Origin of the sequence: Morococcus cerebrosus (assembly GCF_022749515.1) — a bacterium.
In the GTDB taxonomy this organism is placed as follows: domain Bacteria; phylum Pseudomonadota; class Gammaproteobacteria; order Burkholderiales; family Neisseriaceae; genus Neisseria; species Neisseria cerebrosa.
In genome coordinates, this window is record NZ_CP094242.1 from 1,665,252 (window position 1) to 1,686,449 (window position 21,198).

23 protein-coding genes are annotated in these 21,198 nt (G+C 52.2%); 5 read left to right on the forward strand and 18 right to left on the reverse strand.

Annotated features, from left to right (window positions below; all coding sequences use genetic code 11):
* Nucleotides 1-6 precede the first annotated feature (6 nt).
* The 16 genes from tatB to MON37_RS07930 all read right to left on the reverse strand — a co-directional run bounded on the left by tatB (nucleotide 7) and on the right by MON37_RS07930 (nucleotide 15,864).
* Nucleotides 7-681, reverse strand: a complete 675-nt coding sequence (gene tatB / locus MON37_RS07855; protein WP_039406892.1) for a Sec-independent protein translocase protein TatB — start codon at nucleotides 679-681, stop codon at nucleotides 7-9.
* Nucleotides 682-684: 3 nt separating this feature from the next.
* Entirely contained in the window at nucleotides 685-888 is a 204-nt protein-coding gene (gene tatA, locus MON37_RS07860) for a Sec-independent protein translocase subunit TatA (RefSeq protein ID WP_003679438.1), read from the reverse strand.
* Nucleotides 889-933: 45 nt separating this feature from the next.
* The gene (locus MON37_RS07865; RefSeq protein WP_039406889.1) at nucleotides 934-1,257 is read right to left on the reverse strand and encodes a histidine triad nucleotide-binding protein; all 324 of its coding nucleotides are present in this window, start codon (nucleotides 1,255-1,257) and stop codon (nucleotides 934-936) included.
* A 137-nt stretch (nucleotides 1,258-1,394) separates the two neighbouring features.
* The gene (locus MON37_RS07870; RefSeq protein ID WP_039406885.1) at nucleotides 1,395-1,718 is read right to left on the reverse strand and encodes a phosphoribosyl-ATP diphosphatase; all 324 of its coding nucleotides are present in this window, start codon (nucleotides 1,716-1,718) and stop codon (nucleotides 1,395-1,397) included.
* Nucleotides 1,719-1,905: 187 nt separating this feature from the next.
* Nucleotides 1,906-2,304, reverse strand: a complete 399-nt coding sequence (gene hisI, locus MON37_RS07875; protein WP_003769029.1) for a phosphoribosyl-AMP cyclohydrolase — start codon at nucleotides 2,302-2,304, stop codon at nucleotides 1,906-1,908.
* 122 nt (nucleotides 2,305-2,426) lie between these two features.
* Nucleotides 2,427-3,194 (reverse strand): imidazole glycerol phosphate synthase subunit HisF, encoded by a 768-nt coding sequence (hisF, locus tag MON37_RS07880; RefSeq protein WP_003776869.1) that lies wholly within the window; start codon nucleotides 3,192-3,194, stop codon nucleotides 2,427-2,429.
* A 144-nt stretch (nucleotides 3,195-3,338) separates the two neighbouring features.
* Nucleotides 3,339-3,656: a hypothetical protein gene (locus tag MON37_RS07885; RefSeq protein ID WP_003740874.1), complete on the reverse strand. Its 318-nt coding sequence runs from the start codon at nucleotides 3,654-3,656 to the stop codon at nucleotides 3,339-3,341.
* A 356-nt stretch (nucleotides 3,657-4,012) separates the two neighbouring features.
* On the reverse strand, nucleotides 4,013-4,750 hold the full coding sequence (gene hisA, locus MON37_RS07890; protein WP_009313164.1) for a 1-(5-phosphoribosyl)-5-[(5-phosphoribosylamino)methylideneamino]imidazole-4-carboxamide isomerase: 738 nt from the start codon (nucleotides 4,748-4,750) through the stop codon (nucleotides 4,013-4,015).
* 161 nt (nucleotides 4,751-4,911) lie between these two features.
* Complete coding sequence (gene hisH, locus MON37_RS07895; protein ID WP_039406879.1) at nucleotides 4,912-5,556, reverse strand: imidazole glycerol phosphate synthase subunit HisH; 645 nt, start codon at nucleotides 5,554-5,556, stop codon at nucleotides 4,912-4,914.
* 131 nt (nucleotides 5,557-5,687) lie between these two features.
* Complete coding sequence (locus MON37_RS07900) at nucleotides 5,688-7,280, reverse strand: L-lactate permease (protein WP_039406876.1); 1,593 nt, start codon at nucleotides 7,278-7,280, stop codon at nucleotides 5,688-5,690.
* 339 nt (nucleotides 7,281-7,619) lie between these two features.
* Nucleotides 7,620-9,185: a glutamine-hydrolyzing GMP synthase gene (gene guaA, locus MON37_RS07905; protein WP_036491748.1), complete on the reverse strand. Its 1,566-nt coding sequence runs from the start codon at nucleotides 9,183-9,185 to the stop codon at nucleotides 7,620-7,622.
* 126 nt (nucleotides 9,186-9,311) lie between these two features.
* Nucleotides 9,312-9,650: a hypothetical protein gene (locus MON37_RS07910; protein ID WP_003760104.1), complete on the reverse strand. Its 339-nt coding sequence runs from the start codon at nucleotides 9,648-9,650 to the stop codon at nucleotides 9,312-9,314.
* 332 nt (nucleotides 9,651-9,982) lie between these two features.
* A complete protein-coding gene (gene smpB, locus MON37_RS07915; protein ID WP_003760109.1) occupies nucleotides 9,983-10,429 on the reverse strand; it encodes an SsrA-binding protein SmpB in 447 nt (148 codons plus the stop codon).
* Nucleotides 10,430-10,913: 484 nt separating this feature from the next.
* Nucleotides 10,914-12,293, reverse strand: a complete 1,380-nt coding sequence (gene radA / locus MON37_RS07920) for a DNA repair protein RadA (protein ID WP_003740864.1) — start codon at nucleotides 12,291-12,293, stop codon at nucleotides 10,914-10,916.
* Nucleotides 12,294-12,387: 94 nt separating this feature from the next.
* Nucleotides 12,388-13,890 carry a S41 family peptidase gene (locus MON37_RS07925; RefSeq protein ID WP_039406871.1) on the reverse strand — a complete coding sequence of 501 codons (1,503 nt, stop codon included), beginning with the start codon at nucleotides 13,888-13,890 and terminating at the stop codon, nucleotides 12,388-12,390.
* Between the two features lie 264 nt (nucleotides 13,891-14,154).
* Nucleotides 14,155-15,864, reverse strand: a complete 1,710-nt coding sequence (locus tag MON37_RS07930; RefSeq protein WP_039406868.1) for a peptidoglycan DD-metalloendopeptidase family protein — start codon at nucleotides 15,862-15,864, stop codon at nucleotides 14,155-14,157.
* 197 nt (nucleotides 15,865-16,061) lie between these two features.
* On the opposite strand from MON37_RS07930, the gene MON37_RS07935 reads away from it, so the two are divergent.
* Genes MON37_RS07935 through ruvX form a run of 3 tightly spaced genes read left to right on the forward strand, consistent with a single transcriptional unit; the run spans nucleotide 16,062 to nucleotide 17,634 of the window.
* Nucleotides 16,062-16,613, forward strand: coding sequence for a CreA family protein (locus MON37_RS07935; RefSeq protein WP_003763874.1), 552 nt, complete (start codon nucleotides 16,062-16,064; stop codon nucleotides 16,611-16,613).
* Nucleotides 16,614-16,625: 12 nt separating this feature from the next.
* Nucleotides 16,626-17,174 (forward strand): YqgE/AlgH family protein, encoded by a 549-nt coding sequence (locus MON37_RS07940; protein ID WP_019271440.1) that lies wholly within the window; start codon nucleotides 16,626-16,628, stop codon nucleotides 17,172-17,174.
* Nucleotides 17,167-17,634, forward strand: coding sequence for a Holliday junction resolvase RuvX (gene ruvX, locus MON37_RS07945; protein WP_039406863.1), 468 nt, complete (start codon nucleotides 17,167-17,169; stop codon nucleotides 17,632-17,634). The genes MON37_RS07940 and ruvX overlap by 8 nt, the downstream gene beginning before the upstream one ends.
* Nucleotides 17,635-17,724: 90 nt before the next feature.
* On the opposite strand, the gene MON37_RS07950 is transcribed toward ruvX, so the two are convergent.
* Nucleotides 17,725-18,693: a hypothetical protein gene (locus MON37_RS07950; protein WP_039406860.1), complete on the reverse strand. Its 969-nt coding sequence runs from the start codon at nucleotides 18,691-18,693 to the stop codon at nucleotides 17,725-17,727.
* A gap of 166 nt (nucleotides 18,694-18,859) precedes the next feature.
* Here MON37_RS07950 and MON37_RS07955 point away from each other — a divergent pair, with 166 nt between their 5' ends.
* Both MON37_RS07955 and MON37_RS07960 read left to right on the forward strand, forming a co-directional pair.
* Nucleotides 18,860-19,843, forward strand: a complete 984-nt coding sequence (locus MON37_RS07955) for a hypothetical protein (RefSeq protein WP_052242820.1) — start codon at nucleotides 18,860-18,862, stop codon at nucleotides 19,841-19,843.
* Nucleotides 19,844-20,036: 193 nt separating this feature from the next.
* The gene (locus tag MON37_RS07960; RefSeq protein ID WP_039406854.1) at nucleotides 20,037-20,459 is read left to right on the forward strand and encodes a YidB family protein; all 423 of its coding nucleotides are present in this window, start codon (nucleotides 20,037-20,039) and stop codon (nucleotides 20,457-20,459) included.
* A gap of 68 nt (nucleotides 20,460-20,527) precedes the next feature.
* On the opposite strand, the gene MON37_RS07965 is transcribed toward MON37_RS07960, so the two are convergent.
* Nucleotides 20,528-21,061: an NUDIX hydrolase gene (locus MON37_RS07965; protein ID WP_003760014.1), complete on the reverse strand. Its 534-nt coding sequence runs from the start codon at nucleotides 21,059-21,061 to the stop codon at nucleotides 20,528-20,530.
* Nucleotides 21,062-21,198: the final 137 nt, after the last annotated feature.

Below are 21,198 nucleotides of genomic sequence, written 5' to 3' on the forward strand. Positions count from 1 at the left end.
GTTTACTCACTTTTTACGGACGCGAAGTTTGGGTTTGGCATGAAATTTCGGGCGCAGGTCGCGCTTGCGGTTCATCGCTTGTTTTTTGAGGGAAGTGATATGCAGCACGGGCGCGTCTGCGGAAGTGTCGATATAGCTGACTTCTACGGCATTGGACACCGGAGCGGCGCTGCCGGTCAGGTATTCGCGCCAAGCGCGGTCTTGTTCGGATTCTGCAGGCATGTCGGTTTCGACGGCATTCGTCGGATTGCCTGCTTGCGCCATAGCGTTTTCAGACGACGTGGAAACAGCCGGGTCGTCTGAAACTTCCGTGCTTAACGAAGGAAGCGGGTTGCCGTGTTCATCCAAACCGAAATCGGCAGGCGTGCGTTGCGCCGGCAGGCGTTCCCAAGGTTTGAGTCCGTCGGAAATGTCGTGCAGGTTGTCCTGCATATCCGTACTGGTTTCTTTGAGGCTGTCGCGCACTTGTGCGGCGGCGGCTTCAAATTCCTGTTTGGCTTTGCGCAGCTCTTCCAATTCGACTTGGGTGTTGAATTCTTGCTTGACGCTGCTGACGAGGCGTTGCAGCTTGCCGATGAGCCGTCCGGCGGCGCGGGCAGCTTCGGGCAGACGCTCTGGACCGAGTACAATCAGGGCGACGATGCCGACTAACAGCAGCTCGCCCAAACCGAAATCAAACATAGATTATGCTTTGTCTTCGTCTTTTTTGTGTTCGATGACTTCGTCTTTTTTGGCGTCTTTGCCGTCGGTGCCCTCGTTCAGACCTTGTTTGAAGTCATGCACGGCTCCGCCGAGGTCTTTGCCGACGTTGCGCAGTTTTTTGGTACCGAAAACCAAAACGACGATGATTAATACGATAATCCAGTGCCACAGAGAGAAGCTACCCATAATAAATCCTTGATATAGTTGAAAATGGATGGTGGGAATGTTGGTTTATGCAGGCGTACCCATGATGTGGATATGCAGGTGGAACACTTCCTGCCCGCCGCCTTTGCCTGTGTTGATACGGGTTTTGAAGCCGTCGGTCAAACCTGCCGCTTCGGCGATTTGAGGGACTTTCAACATCATTTTGCCCAAGAGGGTTTGATGTTCGGGCGCGGCGTGTGCCAGCGAGTCGAAATGGACTTTCGGAATCAGCAACAGATGAACCGGTGCGGCGGGGCGGATGTCTTTGAAGCACAACATCTCGTCGTCTTCGTACACGGTTTGCGCCGGAATGTCTTTGGCGGCGATTTTACAGAAAATACAGTTGTCCATAATGGCTCCGAGGTCGTCTGAAAACGAGAGAATCGAGTTTCGCTAAAACGAGCGCAGCGAGTTTCGCTAAAACGTGTGCAGCGAGTTTCGTCAAACAGACGGCAGAAAAACGAATAAGGTCGGATTGTAATATAAATTCAAGACTCTTTGCGAGAGGCTTTTTCCGCTAAGCCTGATAAACCTTGACGGCGCGCAAGCTCGTTGACGACATCTTCGGCGCGCAAACCGTGGTGCGCCAAGAGAACCATAGTGTGAAACCATAAGTCGGCCACTTCGTAAACGAGGTGTTCGCCGCCGCCGTCTTTCGACGCCATCAGGACTTCACCCGCTTCTTCGATGACTTTTTTGAGGATTTTGTCTTCGCCTTTGTGCAGAAGCTGGGCAACGTAGGAAGCTTCGGGATTGCCGCCTTTGCGGGAGTCGATGGTGTTTTGGATTTGGGTAAGGATGGTGTCGGTCATGGGATTTTCGGCTTTGAAGGATAAGGACTATTCGGATAAGGCATAGGTTTGCAGGGTTTCGCGTAACGCTGTTTCTGACAACAGACAATCATCCGCCCGATTTTTAGCGAAACTCGTTACACTTGTTTTGGCGAAACTCGCTGCGCTCGTTTTAGCGAAACTCGATTCTCTCGTTTTCAGACGACCTCTAAGGATGCGTATGCCCATAAATAGCTTTTTCGTCTTTCAACACGGCATCAACCGTCTGCCATGCGCCGTCTTTCCAAACTTTGTAGAAACAGCTTTCGCGTCCCGTATGGCAGGCGATGCCGCCGTTTTGGTCTATCAGCATCACAATGGCGTCGCCGTCGCAGTCGAGGCGTAATTCGTACACTTTTTGCGTGTGCCCCGATTCTTCGCCTTTCATCCATTGTTTTTGGCGCGAGCGGCTGTAATAGTGGGCGAAACCGGTTTCTACGGTTTTTTGCAGGGCTTCGGCGTTCATCCATGCGACCATCAATACGCGGCGGGTCTGCCTATCTTGGGCGATGGCGCAGACCAAGCCTTTTTCGTCGAATTTGACGGCTTCAAGCAGGCTGTTATCCATATTCGGCATCCTTATTTATTTTGACGAACTCGCTTCGTTCATTTTAGCGAAACTCGTTACACTCGTTTTGGCGAAACTCGCTGCGCTCGTTTTCAGACGACCTCGAGTCAATCAAGTTCAACTTACAGCCGCACTTCGATTCCAGCTTCGCGCATGGCGAGCTTCGCATCGCGGATACTGACTTCACCGAAATGGAAAATACTGGCGGCAAGCACGGCATCTGCTTTGCCTTCTTTGATGCCGTCAATCAGATGCTGCACATTGCCGACGCCGCCGGAGGCGATGACGGGAATATCGACCGCTTCGCTGACAGCGCGGGTCAGCGGCAGGTTGAAGCCTTGTTTCGTGCCGTCCCTGTCCATACTGGTAAGCAGGATTTCGCCCGCGCCGCGCCGCTGCATTTCAACCGCCCATTCGACTGCGTCCAAGCCGGTCGGCGTGCGCCCGCCGTGGGTGAAGATTTCCCAGCGGGTGTTTTCGGGATTGACGGCTTTGGCATCGACGGCGACGACGATGGCTTGCGAGCCGAAAAATCCGGCGGCTTCGTTGACTAAATCGGGGTTGGTGACGGCAGCGGTGTTGATGCTGGCTTTGTCCGCACCGGCATTGAGCAGGCGGCGGATGTCGGCTACGGTGCGCACACCGCCGCCGACGGTCAGCGGAATGAAAACTTGTGAGGCAACGTCTTCGATGACGTGCAAAATGGTGTCGCGGTTGTCGGAGGAGGCAGTGATGTCGAGGAAGGTCAGCTCGTCCGCACCTTCGTCGTTGTAGCGTTTGGCGACATCGACGGGATTGCCCGCATCGCGCAAACCGAGAAAGTTTACGCCTTTGACGACGCGGCCGTCTTTAACGTCGAGACAGGGGATGATGCGTTTTGCCAGTGCCATTTTGAATGCCTTTCCAAATCTAGGAATGAGGTCGTCTGAAAGTGGGCGCAGTGGGTTTCGCTAAAATCCATACAGCGGATTTCACCCAAACGGACAATCCGTTTCAGACGACCTTTCAAATCATTGATACCGGCAAGGCAGGTGTTATGCCAGCCAGTTGTGCACCCATTTGGGCAGGTGTTGGAGCAGTTGGAAATAGCCGACGCCTGCAATGGCGGCGAATACGCAGGAAGTCATAAAGTTGCCGCTAAAGCGCCCGACGATATAAAACACTGCGCTGGCAAATGCCCACAACGCGCCGTTAAACACCATCCAATAGGTGTCGATCATCGGCATATCGAACGCGGAAAGCTGGCGGACGAGGATGGCGATAATGGTAAATCCCAAGCCCTCGCTGACGGCGCGCACGTTGCGACCGGACGACCAGATAATCCAAAAGCCCAAAATAAATGCTTCAAACATGAAATACCCCTTGAAAAGTAAATAAAACTAGTGAGTGTGGGATGGTGAGTCCCAAACAATATTCGGCGGTCTGCCGCCTTTTATTGTGAAGAAAAATGGACGAACCCATCTTTTGTCCTGCCTGTGAAGACAGGACAACAATGAAAGCAAACAGGTTCAACCGAGTATTGTGTATCTTCGTCCCGCTATATTGTTTGAAAACGGCGGGACAAGTGAGTAAGTAAACGTTTGGTCATTTCAGACGACCTTGATGGTTGTTTTTGAATAAGGTCGTCTGAAAACGAGCGCAGCGAGTTTCGCTAAAATGAGTGTAACGAATTTCGCAAAACGAGCGCAGCGGGTCTCGCCAATGCAACTTATGCCAACGAATCCGCCAACTGCTGCGCTTGGGCAAAATCAATACTGCCCTCGTAAATCGCGCGACCGGTAATCGCACCCGCCACGCCGTGTTTTTCAACGGCACACAAAGCGCGGATGTCATCCAAATTGGTCAACCCGCCCGATGCGATAACCGGAATGGCGACGGCTTGTGCCAATTTGACGGTTGCGTCGATGTTCACGCCGCTCATCATGCCGTCGCGGCCGATGTCGGTGTAGATGATGCTGTTGACGCCGTCGTCTTCAAAACGTTTCGCCAAATCAATCACATGATGCTCGGTTACCGTCGCCCAGCCGTCTATCGCCACCATGCCGTCTTTGGCATCCAACCCGACGATAATCTGCCCGGGAAATGTTTTACACGCCTCGCGCACGAAGTCGGGATTTTTTACCGCCGCCGTACCGATAATGACGTCGTTCAGTCCCAAATCCAAATATTTTTCAATGGTTTCCAGGTCGCGTATCCCGCCGCCCAGTTGTACGGGAATGTCTTTGGCAACAGCAGCGAGGATGTCCTTGATGGCGGGGAAATTTTGCGGAACGCCGGCAAATGCGCCGTTCAAGTCCACCAAATGTAAACGGCGCGCGCCTTGCTTGAACCAATGCAGCGCAGTTTCGGCGGGCGAATCGGAAAACACCGTCGCCTGCTCCATCAAACCTTGTTTCAGGCGCACGCAGCGGCCTTCTTTTAAATCGATTGCGGGAATCAGCAGCATGGGAGTCCTATCCTTATGCGGAGTGTATTTTACACAAATTATCGAGTTTTAGCATATTTGAATAATTTAAGATAACAGTGATACGAAATCCTGATTAAAATTGCTTGAAAATCCTTTTCAGACGACCTGATTAATTTATAAAAATCAAAGTGCAAGCCTTTTCAAACTGTCCAGTCCAAAAAATTGCGTAACAGCAACAATCCTACATCATGGCTTTTTTCCGTGTGGAACTGGGTGGCGAACACATTGTCTTTGCCGACAATGCAGGCAAATTCGTGCGGATATTCGCTGGTAGCAAGGACGGTTTCAGGGTCTTCGGGAGCGAAGTAGTAGCTGTGTACAAAGTAAAAGCGCGTTTCTTGACCAATGTCTTTAAACAGCGGGTGCGGGCGGGTTTGGCGTACTGTGTTCCAGCCCATGTGCGGCACTTTCAGACGACCTCCGTGTTCATCGGTTTGATTGGCGGAGAAGCGTTTGACCCTGCCTTTAAACCAACCCAGTCCGGCGGTATCACCTTCTTCGCTGTGTTCGAACAATAATTGCGCGCCTACGCAGATGCCGAAAAACGGTTTGTTTTTCAATCCATCTTCCACTGCCTCGCCCAAACCGCTTTGCCTCAATGCAGCCATACAGTCGGGCATCGCACCCTGACCGGGGAAAATGATTTTGTCGGCAGCGAGGATGTCTTCGGGGCGGTCGGTCAGATAAACTTCACCGGCTTTGCCCGACAAGGCTTGCGCGGCCTGTACGGATTTGAGGACGGAATGCAGGTTGCCCATGCCGTAATCGACAATAGCGGTTTTCATGTTTTCTCCTTGGATTGCAGCTTGTGCTTATCGGTATGGTTATGAATATTGTAACAAAACATCGTACCGGAAGGACAAAAGAAAAAGGTCGTCTGAACATTTTTCAGACGACCTTTTGCGTTACAAGGTGCTTACCTTAGAGGAAAGAAAATAATTGCTATGGCGACAGCAATCACACCGTAAATCGCCATGGGGATGACGGTTTTCTTGATAATCGCACCTTCGGCGTTTTTCACGTCCAGTACGGTACATACGGCGATGATGTTGTTGATGCAGACCATGTTGCCCATTGCGCCGCCGACGGATTGCAGGGCGAGGATGAGGGTCACGGACAGGCCGGTATCAAGGGCGATTTGTTGCTGAATTGGACCAAATGTCAGGTTGGATACGGTGTTCGAACCGGAGAAGAATGCACCGATAGCGCCAAGGTAAGGAGAGAAGTAAACCCAGTGTTCGCCTGCCATCGCGGCAAACTCTTTACCGATGATTTTCACCATGGAGTCGTCGCCGCCAACCATCATCAGTTGAACCATAATCAGCGCGCCCATCAAGGCAAGCAGCGGTTTTTTGGTTTGGTTGAACGTTGCAGCGTAGAAAGCCCAGGCGTCTTTGAATTTGGTTTTATAAAGCAGGATACAAATCCAAACGGTAAAGACAAACGGAATCCATGCAGGAACGTAGAGGGTTTGGTAAGACGCGCTGACGCCTTGTCCGAAAATGTTGCCGAAGGTAATGGTCAAAGAGTCGCTGACGGTGATTTTGCTCAAATCAAACGGCAGTTGGAAGCTGAACCATTCTTCTTTGCTGGTCAGCAGGCCTTTGATGCCGAGCTGTTTGATACGGGTAACGACCAGCATGCCGATAAGCATACCCAGGGGGGCAAGTGCTTTGGCGACTTGGGCAAAAGGTACTTTTTCGGCATTCGGGTCTTTCGGATGGTCTTTGCTCAAGCCCCAGCCGTGGTTGGCGGCGAATACAGACACCATCAGGCCGATTGCGCCGGCAACGAGTGATGGGAATTCTTCGTTGACCATCGCCAATGCAACATAAGGAATGGTACAAGAGAAAACGGCGATGCCGATGAAGCCTAAGTTTTTACGGATTTCAGACCAAGGCACGATGAAGCTCAAGCCGATGACGGGGATGATGAAACCTGCGAAGAAGTGCATCACGCCGGTTTGTCTGCCGATGGCAAGGATGTTTTCGGCACTCAGGTTTAATGGTGCGAAACCGAACCAAGTCGGCGTACCCACTGCGCCGAAAGATACCGGCACGGAGTTCATAACCAGCGTAAAAATTGCCACTTTCAACGGGTTGAAACCCAGGCTCATCAGAATCGGGGCGGCAATCGCAGCAGGCGTACCGAAGCCGGATGCACCCTCAATCATAAAGGCGAACGACCAGCCGATAATCATCAGCTGCGCCACAGGATTCGGGCTGATGGTCGCCAGCCATTTGCGGATAATATCGATACAGCCGGTGGTTTCCATCATACGGTTGAACATGATCGCACCGAAAATCACGGTAATCGGCGTCAATGTGGAAACCAGGCCGGACGCTGCAGTTGCGTTGAGCAGCATAGCGTCGTCGTTGAAATAAAACAGCTTGATGGCGTAAATCAGCGCGGCGGTAATCGGCAGTGCGATGTAGGAAGGCATGCTGTTTTTCTTAACCATCAGCCAAATCAGCAGGATGATGGGAAAAATGCTGAGGAATAGTGCCATGGTGAATCCTTAAATCGGCGTTGTTTATCAATTTTTTCTAATGATGTCGGATGCGAGAGAGATATCGAACCTTAATCTGAGAGTAATTATCAAATAAATTGGTAATACCAATTTAAAAGAACGCCGCATACTTTACGTAATCCGATGTAATCGGTCAAGTGGTTTATGTACATTAGGCATCTACCAGACAAGGTTTTTCAGGGTTTGCAAATTGGTTTCGGCATATAGCCGATCTAAGGCAGAGTGTTGATTACACGGAAAAAGAAACTGTCGTTTAAAAACCAAAAGGTCGTCTGAAACCATTTCAGACGACCTTTTTATGCGTTTATCTCTCTACTTTTATTCCCACTCAATCGTAGCAGGCGGTTTGCCGCTTACGTCGTAAACTACGCGGTTGATGCCTTTGACTTCGTTGATGATGCGGTTGGACACGCGGCCGAGCAGCGAGTACGGCAGTTCTGCCCAGTGTGCGGTCATGAAGTCGCTGGTGATGACTGCGCGCAGCGCGACGACGTAATCGTAAGTGCGTCCGTCGCCCATTACGCCGACGGATTTTACGGGCAGGAACACGGCGAAGGCTTGGCTGGTCAAATCGTACCAAGATGTGCCGTTTTCGTCGGTGGTATTGCGCAATTCTTGGATGAAAATGTCGTCCGCCTGACGCAGCAAATCGGCGTATTCTTTTTTCACTTCGCCCAAGATACGCACGCCCAAACCGGGACCGGGGAACGGATGGCGGTACACCATTTCGCGCGGCAAGCCCAAAGCAACGCCCAGTTCGCGCACTTCGTCTTTGAACAAGTCGCGCAACGGCTCAAGCAGCTTGAGCTTCATGTTTTCAGGCAGACCGCCGACGTTATGATGCGATTTGATGGCGTGGGCTTTTTTGGTTTTCGCACCTGCGGATTCGATGACGTCGGGGTAAATCGTGCCTTGCGCCAGCCATTTGGCGTTAGTGAGTTTTTTCTCTTCGGCATCAAATACTTCGATAAATTCCGCACCGATAATTTTGCGTTTTTTCTCGGGATCGGTAACGCCTGCGAGTTTCTCCATGAATTGCTCTTCGGCATCGACGTGAATCACTTTCACACCCAAGTTGCGGGCGAACATATCCATCACCATTTTGCCTTCGTTCAGGCGCAAAAGACCGTGATCGACGAACACGCAAGTCAGTTGGTCGCCGATGGCGCGGTGAATCAGCGCGGCGGCTACGGAAGAGTCCACGCCACCAGAAAGACCTAAAATCACTTCGTCGCTGCCGACTTGTTCACGGATTTTGGCAACGGCTTCTTCGATGTAGTTCGGCATCGTCCAGCTGGGTTGCGCACCGCAGATGTCCAAGACAAAGCGGTTCAACAGGGCGCGGCCTTGTTTGGTGTGGGTCACTTCCGGGTGGAATTGGATGCCGTAGAATTGTTTTTCAACGTTTTCCATCATGGCAATCGGGCATGACGGAGTATCGCCGATAACGGCAAAGCCGTTGGGCAGTTTGGACACTTTGTCGCCGTGGCTCATCCATACGTCCAGCGTATTCGGCGCGTCGTCGTAAATATCGCGTGTCAGTTCGCTATCGATGGTTTTGACTTGCGCGTAACCGAATTCGCGCTGGTTGCCGGGCTGTACTTCGCCTCCCAAGTGGTGCGCCATAAACTGCATTCCGTAGCAGATGCCCAAAACCGGAATGCCCAAATCGAAGATGCCGGTATCGGCTTGATAATCGGATTCGTAAACGGAATTAGGGCCGCCGGAGAGGATGATGCCTTTCGGATTGAAGGCTTTGATTTCGTCCAAAGGCATATCGAAAGAATGCAGCTCGCAGTAGACATGAGCTTCGCGCACGCGGCGGGCGATAAGCTGGGTAACTTGCGAACCGAAGTCGAGGATGAGGATTTTGTCTTGGGTCATGGCGGAAACTTTGCAGAGTGATAGGGAACGGTCTGACTGTTTCAAAACGGGATTCCGATAACAAAACAGGTCGTCTGAAAACGGCGGATTATACCATTTTCAGACGACCTTTGCAGAGAGAGGGGCTTAGTTATCCTGCTGTTTATGCTGCTTATAAGGCACCATATCGCTGCGCGAAAGCAGCAGCAGGCAGCCCAGTACCATCATTCCCAAAGCAACCAGCGGCGAATAACCGAGCCAGTATTGATTGTGCAGATATACCGCCGCGCCGATATACACCAGCAGCGGGCCTGAAACAATAGACTGCTTGTTGACACCGTCCATCACCAAAACCGCAATCCCCGCCAGCACCATACCGGCGGACACGATGGTCGAAGTTGCGGGCAGGATGTCCGTCGTTTTCAAAAACCAAACGGCACCGAAGATAATCAAAAACAGCGGCAGGAAAAGCGAAGAGCGGGACATGGCGTTACTCCGTAAAATTTCAGACGACCCTGATTATTGGGTCGCAGGGGTCGTCTGAAAAGCCTGAAGAAAGCAATCTTGGGTATGTTTTTGCAAACATAGGGCTTGATGTGTAAACGGCGGGTATAGTGGATTAACTTTAAACCAGTACGGCGTTGCCTTGCCTTAGCTCAAAGAGAACGATTCTCTAAGGTGCTGAAGCACCAAGTGAATCGGCTCCGTACTATCTGTACTGTCTGCGGCTTCGTCGCCTTGTCCTGATTTTTGTTAATCCACTATACATGTTTGCGGCAACATCGGCGCCCTGCGTTCCATTCAAGCTGCTATCAGCCTCAGCGCACATTTTTCATCAAACGTTGTTTTTCGCGTTTCCAGTCCGCTTCTTTCAGGCTTTGGCGTTTGTCGTGTTGTTTTTTACCCTTCGCCAAACCGATTTCCATTTTGATTTTGCCTCGTGTGAAGTGCAGGTTCAACGGGACGATGGTGTAACCCGCACGCTCGGTTTTACCGATGAGCTTGTTGATTTCGGATTGCTTGAGCAAAAGCTTGCGCGGACGGACGGGGTCGGGTTTGACATGCGTCGAGGCAGTCGGCAGCGCGGTAATATGGCAGCCGACCAGATAAAAAGCGTCTTTTTTCCAGTAGATATAGCTTTCTTTCAACTGCACCCGCCCGGCGCGGATGGCTTTGACTTCCCAACCTTCCAATACCAGGCCGGCTTCAAGCTGATCTTCGATAAAGAAGTCGTGAAAGGCTTTTTTATTATTGGCAATACTCATAATTCTATTCTTGTCTTCTGTCTTTTCAGACCGGGTATTTTAACAGGATGCGGGGGTAGTGCGAACTGCTTCTCAAACCGACTGTATTTTCCACCCTCTTCCGCTTTTCAATCTTTAAACGTATGCCGCTCTATACGGCAAATTATAGTGGATTAACTTTAAACCAGTACGGCGTTGCCTCGCCTTGCCGTACTATCTGTACTGTCTGCGACTTCGTCGCCTTGTCCTGATTTAAAGTTAATCCACTATAAAATCAGAAACACCAGACTACCCTAGCCTCACATTCGTATAGTATGGCAAAGTGAAATAGAAAATCCCCAACCTATCGCCCTTCCCCTCTCTTCCTAAAAAGCAAAAGAATAGGCTGGAATTTTGCTTCATACTGATTTGAGTAAGAGGCATATCAAATGCACCACACGCTCCTCGATGAAGGTCGTCTGAAACTGGGAATAGGTTTTCAGACGACCTTTCCGATTGCTGTCTGTCAATTTTCCGCATCGCGGCAGATTTCGATGGCTTCCTGAAGGCTGGAAACGCCGAAGATTTTTAGATTCGGAAACTCTTTTTCGTTGCGCGGCATATTGGCTTTGGGAACGATGGCGCGTTTGAAGCCGAGTTTTTCCGCTTCTTTGAGCCGCTCTTGTCCGCGTGCGACGGGGCGGACTTCGCCGCTTAGTCCGATTTCGCCGAAGGCGACCATTTTTTCAGGCAGCGGGCGGTTGCGGAAGCTGGAGAGCATGGCGAGGATGACGGCGAGGTCGGCGGCGGGCTCGCCGATTTTGACGCCGCCAACGGCGTTGAGGAACACGTCTTGGTCAAAACAGGCGATGCCGCCGTGGCGGTTGAGAACGGCGAGCAGCATGGCGAGGCGGTTTTGTTCGAGGCCGACGGTGAGGCGTTTGGGGGTGAAGCCGTGCGCGTCATCGACCAATGCCTGGATTTCGACCAGAAGCGGGCGGCTGCCTTCCTGCGTGACCAAAACACACGAACCTGGGGTGTCGTCGCGGTAGCTGGCGAGGAAGATGGCGGACGGGTTGGACACGCCTTTCAAACCGTTTTCTGTCATGGCAAATACGCCCAATTCGTTTGCCGCGCCGAAGCGGTTTTTGATGGCGCGGATCATGCGGTAGTTGGAATGTTGGTCGCCCTCGAAATACAGCACGGTATCGACCATGTGTTCCAGCACGCGCGGGCCAGCAATCGCGCCGTCTTTGGTAACGTGTCCGACCAGTATCATGGCGATGCCCATCTGTTTCGCCATGCGCGTCAGTTGGGCGGCGCATTCGCGTACCTGCGATACGGAGCCGGGGGCGGAGGTGATTTGGTCGGAATACATGGTTTGGATGGAGTCGATGACGACGACTTCGGGCTGATGCTGTTTCAAGGCCGCTTGAATCGCTTCCATGCGGATTTCGGCAAGCAGGTTTACGCCTTCGGTGGGCAGTTCCAAACGTTGCGCGCGCAGGGCGACTTGTTGGGCGGATTCTTCGCCGGAAACGTACAGCACTTTGCGGCTTTGCGCCATTTTGGCGATGGTTTGCAACAGCAGCGTGGATTTGCCGATGCCGGGGTCGCCGCCGAGCAGGATGACCGCGCCATCGACCAAACCGCCGCCCAATACGCGGTCGAGTTCGCCCATGCCGGTCGGATTGCGCGGCACTTCGGTGGCGGTCACGGCGGATAGGGATTGGACGGTCGAGGTATCCGCCGCCCAAGATTGGAAGCGGGCGTTTTTCGGCTCGGGTGCGGCAAGGCTTTCCTGAAGCGTGTTCCACTCGCCGCAATGCGGGCATTTGCCTTGCCATTTCGGGGAAGTGCCGCCGCATTCGGTGCATTGGTAGATGGTTTTGGGGGCTTTTGCCATGATGTTTTCCCTATGGGATTTTTGAAGTGTGAAAAGGTCGTCTGAAAACTGATATCGTTTTCAGACGACCTTTTTTCAAGGATTCGGACTGGGCTTATTTGCTTTCGTCTTTACCGTCTTTCTTATCTTTTTTCGGAGCCGGTTTTTTCGCCGCCAAACCTAAAGACTTCTGCCATTCGGCTGGATTTTTCACCAAATCCAAGGCTTTGCGGAGCTGGTCGTCTTTGGCTGGATTAGGAATACGACGGCTGGAGAGGTCTTCGTCTTTCTCTTTGTCCTTGCCTTTTTTGGACTTGGCGTTTTCGTCGGCTTTGGCAGCTTCGTTTGAATCAGGCGTGCTGATTTCGTTGCTGCTGTTGACGTCTTCGCCGCCGAGCGGGTTGCCGATGTGTCCGGCGAGGTCGGCTTCGCGGCTTTCAAAAGCGCGGTCTTTGTCTTTGACTTCGACGTCGGGAACGATGCCTTGCGCTTGAATCGAGCGGTCGTTCGGCGTGTAGTACAGTGCGGTGGTCAGTTTGACTGCGCTGCCGTTGGACAGCGGAATCAGGGTTTGAACCGAGCCTTTACCGAAACTTTGCGTACCGACGACGACGGCGCGTTTATGGTCTTGCAGCGCGCCTGCAACGATTTCAGAAGCGGAGGCAGAGCCTGAGTTGATCAACACGGTCATCGGAATGGTCTTCAACTCGGCAGGCAGATCTGCCAGCGGGTCTTTGCCGCTCACGCGGATATAGTCTTCGGGACGGGCTTTCAATACCGAGCTTTCTTTGCCGTCGCGTCCTTTGGTGCTGACGACTTTTGCATCTGCAGGCAGGAAGGCAGCAGACACACCGACCGCGCCGTCAAGCAGACCGCCCGGGTCATCGCGCAGATCGAGGACGAGGCCTTTGAGCGGCGCGCCTTTATTTTCTTTAATCAATGCCTTGGCGGATTCATTGATGGCTGCCACGGTGCGCTCTTGGAATTGGGACACGCGGATGTAGCCATAGCCCGGTTCGAGCAGGTGATGGCGGACGCTTTTGACTTTAATGATGGCGCGGGTCAGGTTGACGACGATGGGTTTGTCCGCATTTTTGCGCGAAAGGGTCAGGGTGATTTTGGTACCCGGTTTGCCGCGCATTTTTTTCACGGCTTCACTGGTGGTCAGACCACGTGTGGAAACGTTGTCGATTTTGACGATGAAGTCGCCGCTTTTCACGCCTGCGCGCTCGGCGGGCGTATCCTCAATCGGGGCAACGACTTTGATAAATCCGTCTTCCTGCCCGATTTCCATACCCAAGCCGCCGAATTCGCCGCTGGTAGATTCTTTCATATCGGCAAAGCCTTTTTTATCCAAATACTCGGAATGCGGGTCGAGGTCGGATACCATGCCTTTCATCGCGCCTTCAAAGAGGTCGGCGTCGGATTTATCTTGGTAATAATTGGCTTTGATTTGCCCGTAGACTTCCGCCATGTTGCGGATGGATTGTACGGGCAGGGTTTCGTTGTCTTTTTTGTCTTTTTCGGCGGCAAAGCTTTGAACGCTCAAGCTGAGGGCGACACCGCTGAATGCGCCGAGTGTGTAGAGTGCGACTTTTTTCAAAGTGGATGTTGACATTATGAATGGCTTTCTTTTTGTCTTATTTCATTTCAGACCGTAATGACTGTGAAACGGGGTGGGAAATATTGCTTCAGACGACCTGAATATACGTCCGCAAGACTGTATGCGATTTACGCTTGGCAAACAACAGGGTTAGCGTAAAAAATATCTGCGCGGGTGTAAAAGCTTTTGAATATAGGGCCGTCGGGTTCAGTTGTTAAATTTCAGACGACCCCGTGATACGGCAAAAGGTCGTCTGAAAATGTCAAACCGGTTTGCAGGTCAGCTTATCCAGGAGAGTGGGTTCATTGCCTGCCCGTTGTAGCGGACTTCCAAATACAGGCCTTCCATGCCCGAAGGCAGGGTTCCGCTGATGCCCAGGCGGTTGCCTGCGGCTACGGCGTAGCCTTTGGCGACTTCGATTTCGCTCAAACCTGAATAGATGCTGATATAGCCGTCGCCGTGATCGATGACGATGACTTTGCCGAAACCTTCCAGTTCATCGGCGTAGGTAACCGTACCGCCGGCGATGCTGCTGACGATTGCCGGAGTCGTTTGGTAGAACACGCCTTTCCAAACTTCACCGTCGCCTCGGTCTTGTCCGAAGAGTCCGGCAAGCGTGCCGCTGACCGGTTTTTTCAGACGACCCTGCATACGGCTGAAGCTGTTGGCATTGCTGATTCTGACATAGGAAGGTGCGCGGATGTTCATGTCTTCTGCGGTCAGGTTGGACATGGCGGCGCGTTCGTCGGCGGCTTTTTGCGCGGCGACGGCGCGGTCTTTGCGCGCTTTTTCAGCGGCGGCAAGACGGGCTTCGGCGGCTTTTTTACGCGCTTCGGCTTCCTGGCGGCGTTGCTCGGCTTTGTGTTTGTCCAAGTCTTTCAACAAGTTGTTCAGGCGTTGTTCGTTTTCTTTGTGGTTGATTTTTTTCTGCGCATCTTTTGCCATTTGCGCATTTTGGCGGCGGCTTTCCGCCTGTTCGGCGGTGTTGGTTACACCTTGGCGGCGCAGCGAGGACTGGACGTTGACCTGAAGTTTTTTCAGGTATGCCAGTTCGTTGTTGATTTTCTGCTCTTGTGCTGCCAGCTCTTTTTGCTGCTTCTCAAGGTCTTTGATGACTTGCTCGTTGGCGGTGTTGATATAGCGGGTGTAACGCAGGAAGCGGGTTTTCTGACCCGGCTCGGCATTTTTCAGGAACAGGGCAACGGCGTTGGGTTGGCTGTTTTTATAGTTGCCTGAAACGAAACGGGAAATTTGCGCGCGCGTATTGGAAACCTGAGTTTTCAGGTAGTTCAAATCAGCATTGAGCTTTTGAAACTTGTCCCATGCGTCGCGCTGTTGGCGGTTGATGGCGGATAAGTTGATACGGCTTTGCTGCAACTGTTTCAACGTGGTATTGACGTGAATGATGAAACCTTCGTTGCGGCTGCGCAGCGATTTTTTGCTTTCCAAATCATTGGCGGCGGCAGTTACTGCGGCTTTGAAGTCGTCTGAATCGGCGGCAGCGGTTTTCTTATCGGCTTTGTCCGCTTTTTTCTCGACGGATTTTTTATCTTGTTTTGCCACTGCTTCGTCTTTTTTAGGCAACTCGGCGGCTTCTTTTTTTGCCTTTACATTATTTTTGGCTGCGGGTTTGTCTGCTGCTTTGTCCTTGCCTTTTGCAGACTCGTTTTTTGCGTGAGCAGCTTTGCCTGCCTTCTCTTCCGCCTTGGCTTCGCCTTTTTTGGTTTTGTCGGCTTTATCTTGTTTTTTGGTTTCTTTGTCGTTTCTGCGTTCTTTAGTACGCTCGTTTTTCGCCGCTTCGGTAGTTTCCTTTTTCGCGGCAGGTTTCGCTTTGTCTTTGGCAGCTTCTTTTTTAGCAGGTTCGGCGTCTTTTTTGTCTTTGACGCTTTTTTTGACAGGCGCAGCCTTTTCCTTGGGCGCGTCTTTGGCGGCGAAAGAAGGCGAAGCGAAACCGATGAGCAGGGCGAGTAAAAGAGGTTTGTAACGCATGATTGGGTTCTGGATCGTTAAAGTAAAGGCAATAGGCGGAATTATATAGTCAGCGGGGTCGTCTGAAAATAACATCTGCCCATATTTGTCTAGACAATGCTTTTCTCTGCGCTTGCAATCTGAACAAGCGGTCTTATATAGTAGGAGCTGCGGTGTCAGCTTCTTTATTTCCAACCCTCAAAGGTTTCTTAATTTACATGAATAAAATTATTCTGCCTGCGCTTTGCGCCCTGCTTCTTGCTTCCTGCGGTAACGATACCGACAAAATCGGACGTGCCAGCACAGTTTTTCATATGCTGGGGAAAAATGACCGTATTGAAGTCGAGGGGTTTGATGATCCTGATGTGCAAGGGGTTGCCTGTTATATTTCTTATGCGAAAAAAGGCGGTTTGAAAGAGACGGTGAATTTGGAGGAAGATGCGAGCGATGCTTCCGTGTCGTGTGTGCAGACGGCGGAGGTCATCCGTTACAACGAGCAAGCCGTTGTTAAGCCACGGGAGGTGTTTAAACGCAGCGCGAGCTTGGCGTTCAAGAGCCAGCAGATTATCCGTTATTACGATCCTAAACGTAAGGCGTTTGCGTATTTGGTTTACAGCGACAAAATCGTTCAGGGTTCGCCGAAGAACTCTTTGAGCGCGGTGTCGTGCTTTGGCGGTGCTAAAGCGGATGCGCAGCAAGTTGCCGGCGGTATGGAAGGCAAACAGATTTACGGTGCGTGCGTCGTGGATGCGCCTGTGCCGAACAAGTAAAAGATGAGCGATATGAACCTAACCGACCATTTCCTGATTGCTATGCCCGATATGGACGACCCGTTTTTCGAAAATTCGGTGATTTATGTGTGCGAACACAACGAAGAGGGCGCGTTGGGCATCATCATCAACAAACCGTCGCCGATTACGATGGACATGATTTTTGCGGCAACCGACCGCAATATCCCTTTGCGGATGCAGCACGAACACGTCATGATGGGCGGGCCGGTACAGATTGACCGCGGCTATGTCGTGCATACGCCCGTGGGCAACTGGCAAAACAGTATGATTGTTTCAGACGACATTGCGCTGACGTCTTCGCGCGATGTGATTGAAAACTTATCACGTCAGGGCGCGGTGGACAAGATTTTAATCAGCATAGGCTATTCGAGCTGGAGCAAAGGGCAGCTTGAACGCGAGCTGGCGGACAATGTCTGGCTGACGGTGAAGGCGGACGAGCATATTTTGTTCGATATGCCTTACGAACACCGCTACGCCGCTGCATTTGCCAAGCTGGGTATTCAACCCGATGCGCTTGTTTGTGGAGCCGGTCATGCATAAAGCGCCGGCGGGGACGGTTTTGGCGTTTGATTTCGGCGAGGCGCGTATCGGCGTGGCTCAGGGCGATGCGGAACTTGGCTTGTCGCATCCTTTGGCGACTGTGACCGGCAACAGCAACGACGAGAAATTCAACGCCATCGCCAAGCTGATACGGGAATGGCAGCCCAAGCATCTGGTCGTCGGACTGCCGACCCACGCCGACGGCACGGAACACGAGTTGACCCGCCTCAGCCGCAAATTCGGCCGCCGCCTGCACGGGCGTTTTAACCTGCCCATATATTGGGTAGACGAACGGATGTCTTCACTATACGCCGAAAGCCTGCTTGCCGAGGCGCAGGTATTCGGGCGCAAACAGAAGGCGGTGCTCGACCAAGTGGCGGCGCAAGCGATTTTGCAGGGCTTTTTCGACGGCGGCGCGTCGGAATATTTCAACGGCAGGGAAGAAGGTTCGGAAGAATAATCCGTTTGGGAAAGTTTGAAAAAAGGTCGTCTGAAAGTGGAGTTGGCGGGATTGGAATCCGGCAACAGGCTTTCAGACGACCTTTTTGCATCAGAACAAGGCTTCAATCCTTAACAGCGCGCCGACGCGGTGTTTTTGGTTTTCCTTGCGGTTGTTGTAGTAGTTGACTTCGGTTTGGGTAAACAGCCAGTTGCGCCAAATCGGTTGGCGGTAGGTGGTAAACGGACCGTAGGTATTGAGGGCGGCTTTGCGTTTTTCGATATTGCCGCCGGTGTACACGCCGTAGTTGACGTGTCGGTGTTTGCCGAGGTTGTGTTGGCGGAAGAGGCTGTTGCCCCATGTCCAGTCTTCGGTTTTATCGTGTTCGTATTGCAGGTGTGCCTGATTGGCGATAAAGCTTTTTTCGCTGGGGATGTAGCGCGTTTCCCAGTTGGTACGGACATGGTGTTTGCTCTTGATGCCGTAACGGTAGATTTGCTCCAAACTGGTGTCGATGTTGTCGGTCAGTTGCCAATTGCTCGAGCTTTTGGCGCGGGCGTACAGGTCGCTGCCGGAGCGGATACCGATATCGAAGTCGGTATCGGTGTGCTGTTTTGCGAATGCTTCAGACCAGCGTACGGCAATGGAAGCATTGTTGTCGCGGCTTTGGGATGCATCGAATATCCTGCCGTTGGTATTGGTACGGTTGCGGTAGGCGTTGGCTTCGTGTTTCAACTCGTCGTCCAAAGAGTCGTCACCGAAAACCACATGGACTTTTTTCTCCAAGGTCGGCAGTTTCAGACGACCCCGTACGCGGGGCGTCACGGTAAACTTGTCTTCAGGGTTCCATTCGGTATCGAGCATGACGCGAAGGTTGGCATCGGCAGGATGGTCGGGATTTGGTTCGCCAAACCAGTCGTCTATGCGGTTGGACCATTTGTCCAAGCGTTTGGAAACTCCTTTGTGGCGGTGGTCCAACCAAGTGTCGCCGTCGGCGGGCGGTTCGTCGTTCGCTGCAGCCATCGTCGGGAAAAGGATAAGCAGGGTGAGTAGGGATAACGTAGAGGTTCGGAGAGTCATTGTTTTTCCTAGCTTAAAGCATAAAGCTATTATGGACGGTATCTTAGGGGTAATGCAAGTCGTCTGAAAAAGGCTGTGATAAAATCCTGCACGCTCGGTTTGCCGCCGTTCTGTTGTGCAGAAAAGCATTCAAGCGGGCGCATACCAATACATTAAGGAAAACCGAATGAGTATTTTGTCGAAAATTTTTGGGAACAAGCCGTCCGGCGAAACGGTACAAGAGCCGCGCAGACTTTCCGCGCAGGAAAAAAGCGAGGGCGCGGCGCGGGCGATTTATGCGAAAGATAAAGTGTATGTGCCGCTGTCTGCCATGCAGGCGGATGTGTCGGAAGGGACGGGCATCCCTTATATAGGTCGTCTGAAAGACGGGCGGACGGTTTTATATCTGTTTGAAACCTATGAAGCGGCGCGGGCTTTTTCAGACGGGCAGGACGGCGCTTTAGACGGCATCGGCTTGGTCGGTGCGTTGGATAAGGCGGACCAGTTCAATAATCTGAACAATGTCCTGCGTGTTGCGCACTCGTTGGGCATTCAACTGATGGAATACCGAGGGCAGGGCGGCGAGCATTTCGAATGCGCGCTTTCGTGGCTGATGCGTGTCAACGGCGCGGATGGCATGGCGGCTTCCCGAGAAAAAATGGAGGCGTTGTCCATCGGCACCGATGCCAAGCTGCCGCTGCAATTTCACCCGATAGCCATTGTCGGTTTTTCCAATCCCTATAAGGTTACACCTGCGCGGGCGGAGGAATTGTTCAAGCAGTTTACGAATGTCGAAAATGAGGAATTGCTGAATTTTTTTGCCGGCAACACGCCGCAGGAGAATGTGTTGCTGATCGGGCTGGTGGAAAAATATTCGGCGGATTTGGCGAAATCCGTGAAGTATATCGTTTGGAACCAACTGGCGGAGCAGCCGCTTTTTGTCGGGATAAGCCTCAAAGACGGCGGACTTTACGCGCGGGACGGTTATTTATACCTCTTTTACACCGACCGTTTCCAACACATGGGACCTGCCGGCTGCCATCCCGTTTCCGGCAAGGAAGCCGTGTTGGACTTGGTTCGTCGCCACGAACTGAAAGGCATCGCCCTGACCGACGGACTGCACAATATGGCGCGGTTTGAAAACGACGTGATTTTCCAAGACGGGGAATAGCGGAAACCTCCCTGCCTCGGCTTGAAATAAAGGGGCCTTGGATTCGGATTTCAAGTGCAACACAGGCTTTCAGACGACCTTTTTTGTTTTCGCGTCAATTCTCCCTAAGCCGGGTTTAATTGAGTTAAACCGCGAATTAAATGACGGAATTTTGTTACACTCGGCATTTTACACTTCACACAAAGGAAACATCATGGCATTAATGGACAGTCTGCTGAACGCGGCAGCACAAGCACTGGGCGGTAAAGACGGTAGCGGCGCACAAAACTCTCTGACCGATATGGCGATGGATTTGGTACGTCAGCAAGGCGGAGTGGGCAGTCTGATCAACCAGTTGCAACAAGGCGGATTGGGCGACGTATTGAACAGCTGGGTTTCCAACCAACAAGACAACGCGCCCATATCCGGCAGCGATTTGCAAAACGCGCTGGGCAGCGACACCATCAGCCAAGTGGCGAAAAAGTTCGGCATTGATGCCAACCAGGCGGGCGACCTGCTGGCTCAAGTCCTGCCCAACCTCGTTGATAAAGCCACCCCCAACGGCTCGGCGCAGGAAGCCGACGGTTTCGGCTTGGACGACATCGCCTCCGCCATACTGAAAAACTTCACCAAATAAGTGGTACTTTAAACAAAAAGGTCGTCTGAAAACATTCTTTCAGACGACCTTTTTACATCCTTTTCACATCAATCCTGCATCAGCCAATATTGCAGGCCGATTAGGGTTTTGCCGTCTTTGATTTCGTTGTGTGCCAAAGCGGTGCGGGCTTCTTCCTTGCTCATCAGGACGGTTTCGGTGATTTCGTCTTCGTCGTTGCTCAAGGTGCTGCCGAGGCGCACGCCTTCTGCTTGGTAGAAGTACATTTTTTCGTCGCAGAAGCCGATGGCGGTGTAGAAGCTGCTGATGAGTTTGACGCGGTCGGCGGTGTACGGGGTTTCTTCCGCCAGCTCGCGCAGGGCGCATTCGGCGGGGTCTTCGCCTGCATCGAGTTTGCCGGCGGGTAGCTCAAGCGTGGCAGCGTCTGCGGCGTAACGCCATTGGCGTACGAGCACGGCTTTGCCCTCTTCGGTAACCGCTAAAACGCAGGCCGCGCCGGGATGGCGGATGACGATGCGCTGGCTTTCGTTGCCGTTGGGCAGGCGGACTTTGTCGCGGTTGATGGTAACAAATGAGCCTTGGTAAATCGGCTCGCTGCTGAGTTTGGTTTCTTTCAAATCCATTTGCGTGTTCTCTTTGTAAAGTTTGATACGGAGTCGTCTGAAAATCGGGAATGAGTTTTAACTTCGTTGAAGCCGAGCTTTCAGACGACCTCTTGAGTCAAGAAGCAGCTCGTCTGAAAAGAGCGAATCAGGTTTCG

What these genes read in the sequence shown, in the direction of transcription:
- MON37_RS07870 (WP_039406885.1), bottom strand. Translation starts at nt 1,718, where the DNA reads ATGACCGACACCATCCTTACCCAAATCCAAAACACCATCGACTCCCGC.
- MON37_RS07935 (WP_003763874.1), top strand. Translation starts at nt 16,062, where the DNA reads ATGAATAAAATTATTCTGCCTGCGCTTTGCGCCCTGCTTCTTGCTTCC.
- smpB (WP_003760109.1), bottom strand. Translation starts at nt 10,429, where the DNA reads ATGAGTATTGCCAATAATAAAAAAGCCTTTCACGACTTCTTTATCGAA.
- MON37_RS07925 (WP_039406871.1), bottom strand. Translation starts at nt 13,890, where the DNA reads ATGTCAACATCCACTTTGAAAAAAGTCGCACTCTACACACTCGGCGCA.
- MON37_RS07930 (WP_039406868.1), bottom strand. Translation starts at nt 15,864, where the DNA reads ATGCGTTACAAACCTCTTTTACTCGCCCTGCTCATCGGTTTCGCTTCG.
- ruvX (WP_039406863.1), top strand. Translation starts at nt 17,167, where the DNA reads ATGCATAAAGCGCCGGCGGGGACGGTTTTGGCGTTTGATTTCGGCGAG.
- MON37_RS07940 (WP_019271440.1), top strand. Translation starts at nt 16,626, where the DNA reads ATGAACCTAACCGACCATTTCCTGATTGCTATGCCCGATATGGACGAC.
- tatA (WP_003679438.1), bottom strand. Translation starts at nt 888, where the DNA reads ATGGGTAGCTTCTCTCTGTGGCACTGGATTATCGTATTAATCATCGTC.
- MON37_RS07865 (WP_039406889.1), bottom strand. Translation starts at nt 1,257, where the DNA reads ATGGACAACTGTATTTTCTGTAAAATCGCCGCCAAAGACATTCCGGCG.
- hisI (WP_003769029.1), bottom strand. Translation starts at nt 2,304, where the DNA reads ATGGATAACAGCCTGCTTGAAGCCGTCAAATTCGACGAAAAAGGCTTG.
- radA (WP_003740864.1), bottom strand. Translation starts at nt 12,293, where the DNA reads ATGGCAAAAGCCCCCAAAACCATCTACCAATGCACCGAATGCGGCGGC.
- MON37_RS07950 (WP_039406860.1), bottom strand. Translation starts at nt 18,693, where the DNA reads ATGACTCTCCGAACCTCTACGTTATCCCTACTCACCCTGCTTATCCTT.
- hisH (WP_039406879.1), bottom strand. Translation starts at nt 5,556, where the DNA reads ATGAAAACCGCTATTGTCGATTACGGCATGGGCAACCTGCATTCCGTC.
- tatB (WP_039406892.1), bottom strand. Translation starts at nt 681, where the DNA reads ATGTTTGATTTCGGTTTGGGCGAGCTGCTGTTAGTCGGCATCGTCGCC.
- MON37_RS07955 (WP_052242820.1), top strand. Translation starts at nt 18,860, where the DNA reads ATGAGTATTTTGTCGAAAATTTTTGGGAACAAGCCGTCCGGCGAAACG.
- guaA (WP_036491748.1), bottom strand. Translation starts at nt 9,185, where the DNA reads ATGACCCAAGACAAAATCCTCATCCTCGACTTCGGTTCGCAAGTTACC.
- MON37_RS07900 (WP_039406876.1), bottom strand. Translation starts at nt 7,280, where the DNA reads ATGGCACTATTCCTCAGCATTTTTCCCATCATCCTGCTGATTTGGCTG.
- hisF (WP_003776869.1), bottom strand. Translation starts at nt 3,194, where the DNA reads ATGGCACTGGCAAAACGCATCATCCCCTGTCTCGACGTTAAAGACGGC.
- MON37_RS07965 (WP_003760014.1), bottom strand. Translation starts at nt 21,061, where the DNA reads ATGGATTTGAAAGAAACCAAACTCAGCAGCGAGCCGATTTACCAAGGC.
- MON37_RS07960 (WP_039406854.1), top strand. Translation starts at nt 20,037, where the DNA reads ATGGCATTAATGGACAGTCTGCTGAACGCGGCAGCACAAGCACTGGGC.
- MON37_RS07885 (WP_003740874.1), bottom strand. Translation starts at nt 3,656, where the DNA reads ATGTTTGAAGCATTTATTTTGGGCTTTTGGATTATCTGGTCGTCCGGT.
- hisA (WP_009313164.1), bottom strand. Translation starts at nt 4,750, where the DNA reads ATGCTGCTGATTCCCGCAATCGATTTAAAAGAAGGCCGCTGCGTGCGC.
- MON37_RS07910 (WP_003760104.1), bottom strand. Translation starts at nt 9,650, where the DNA reads ATGTCCCGCTCTTCGCTTTTCCTGCCGCTGTTTTTGATTATCTTCGGT.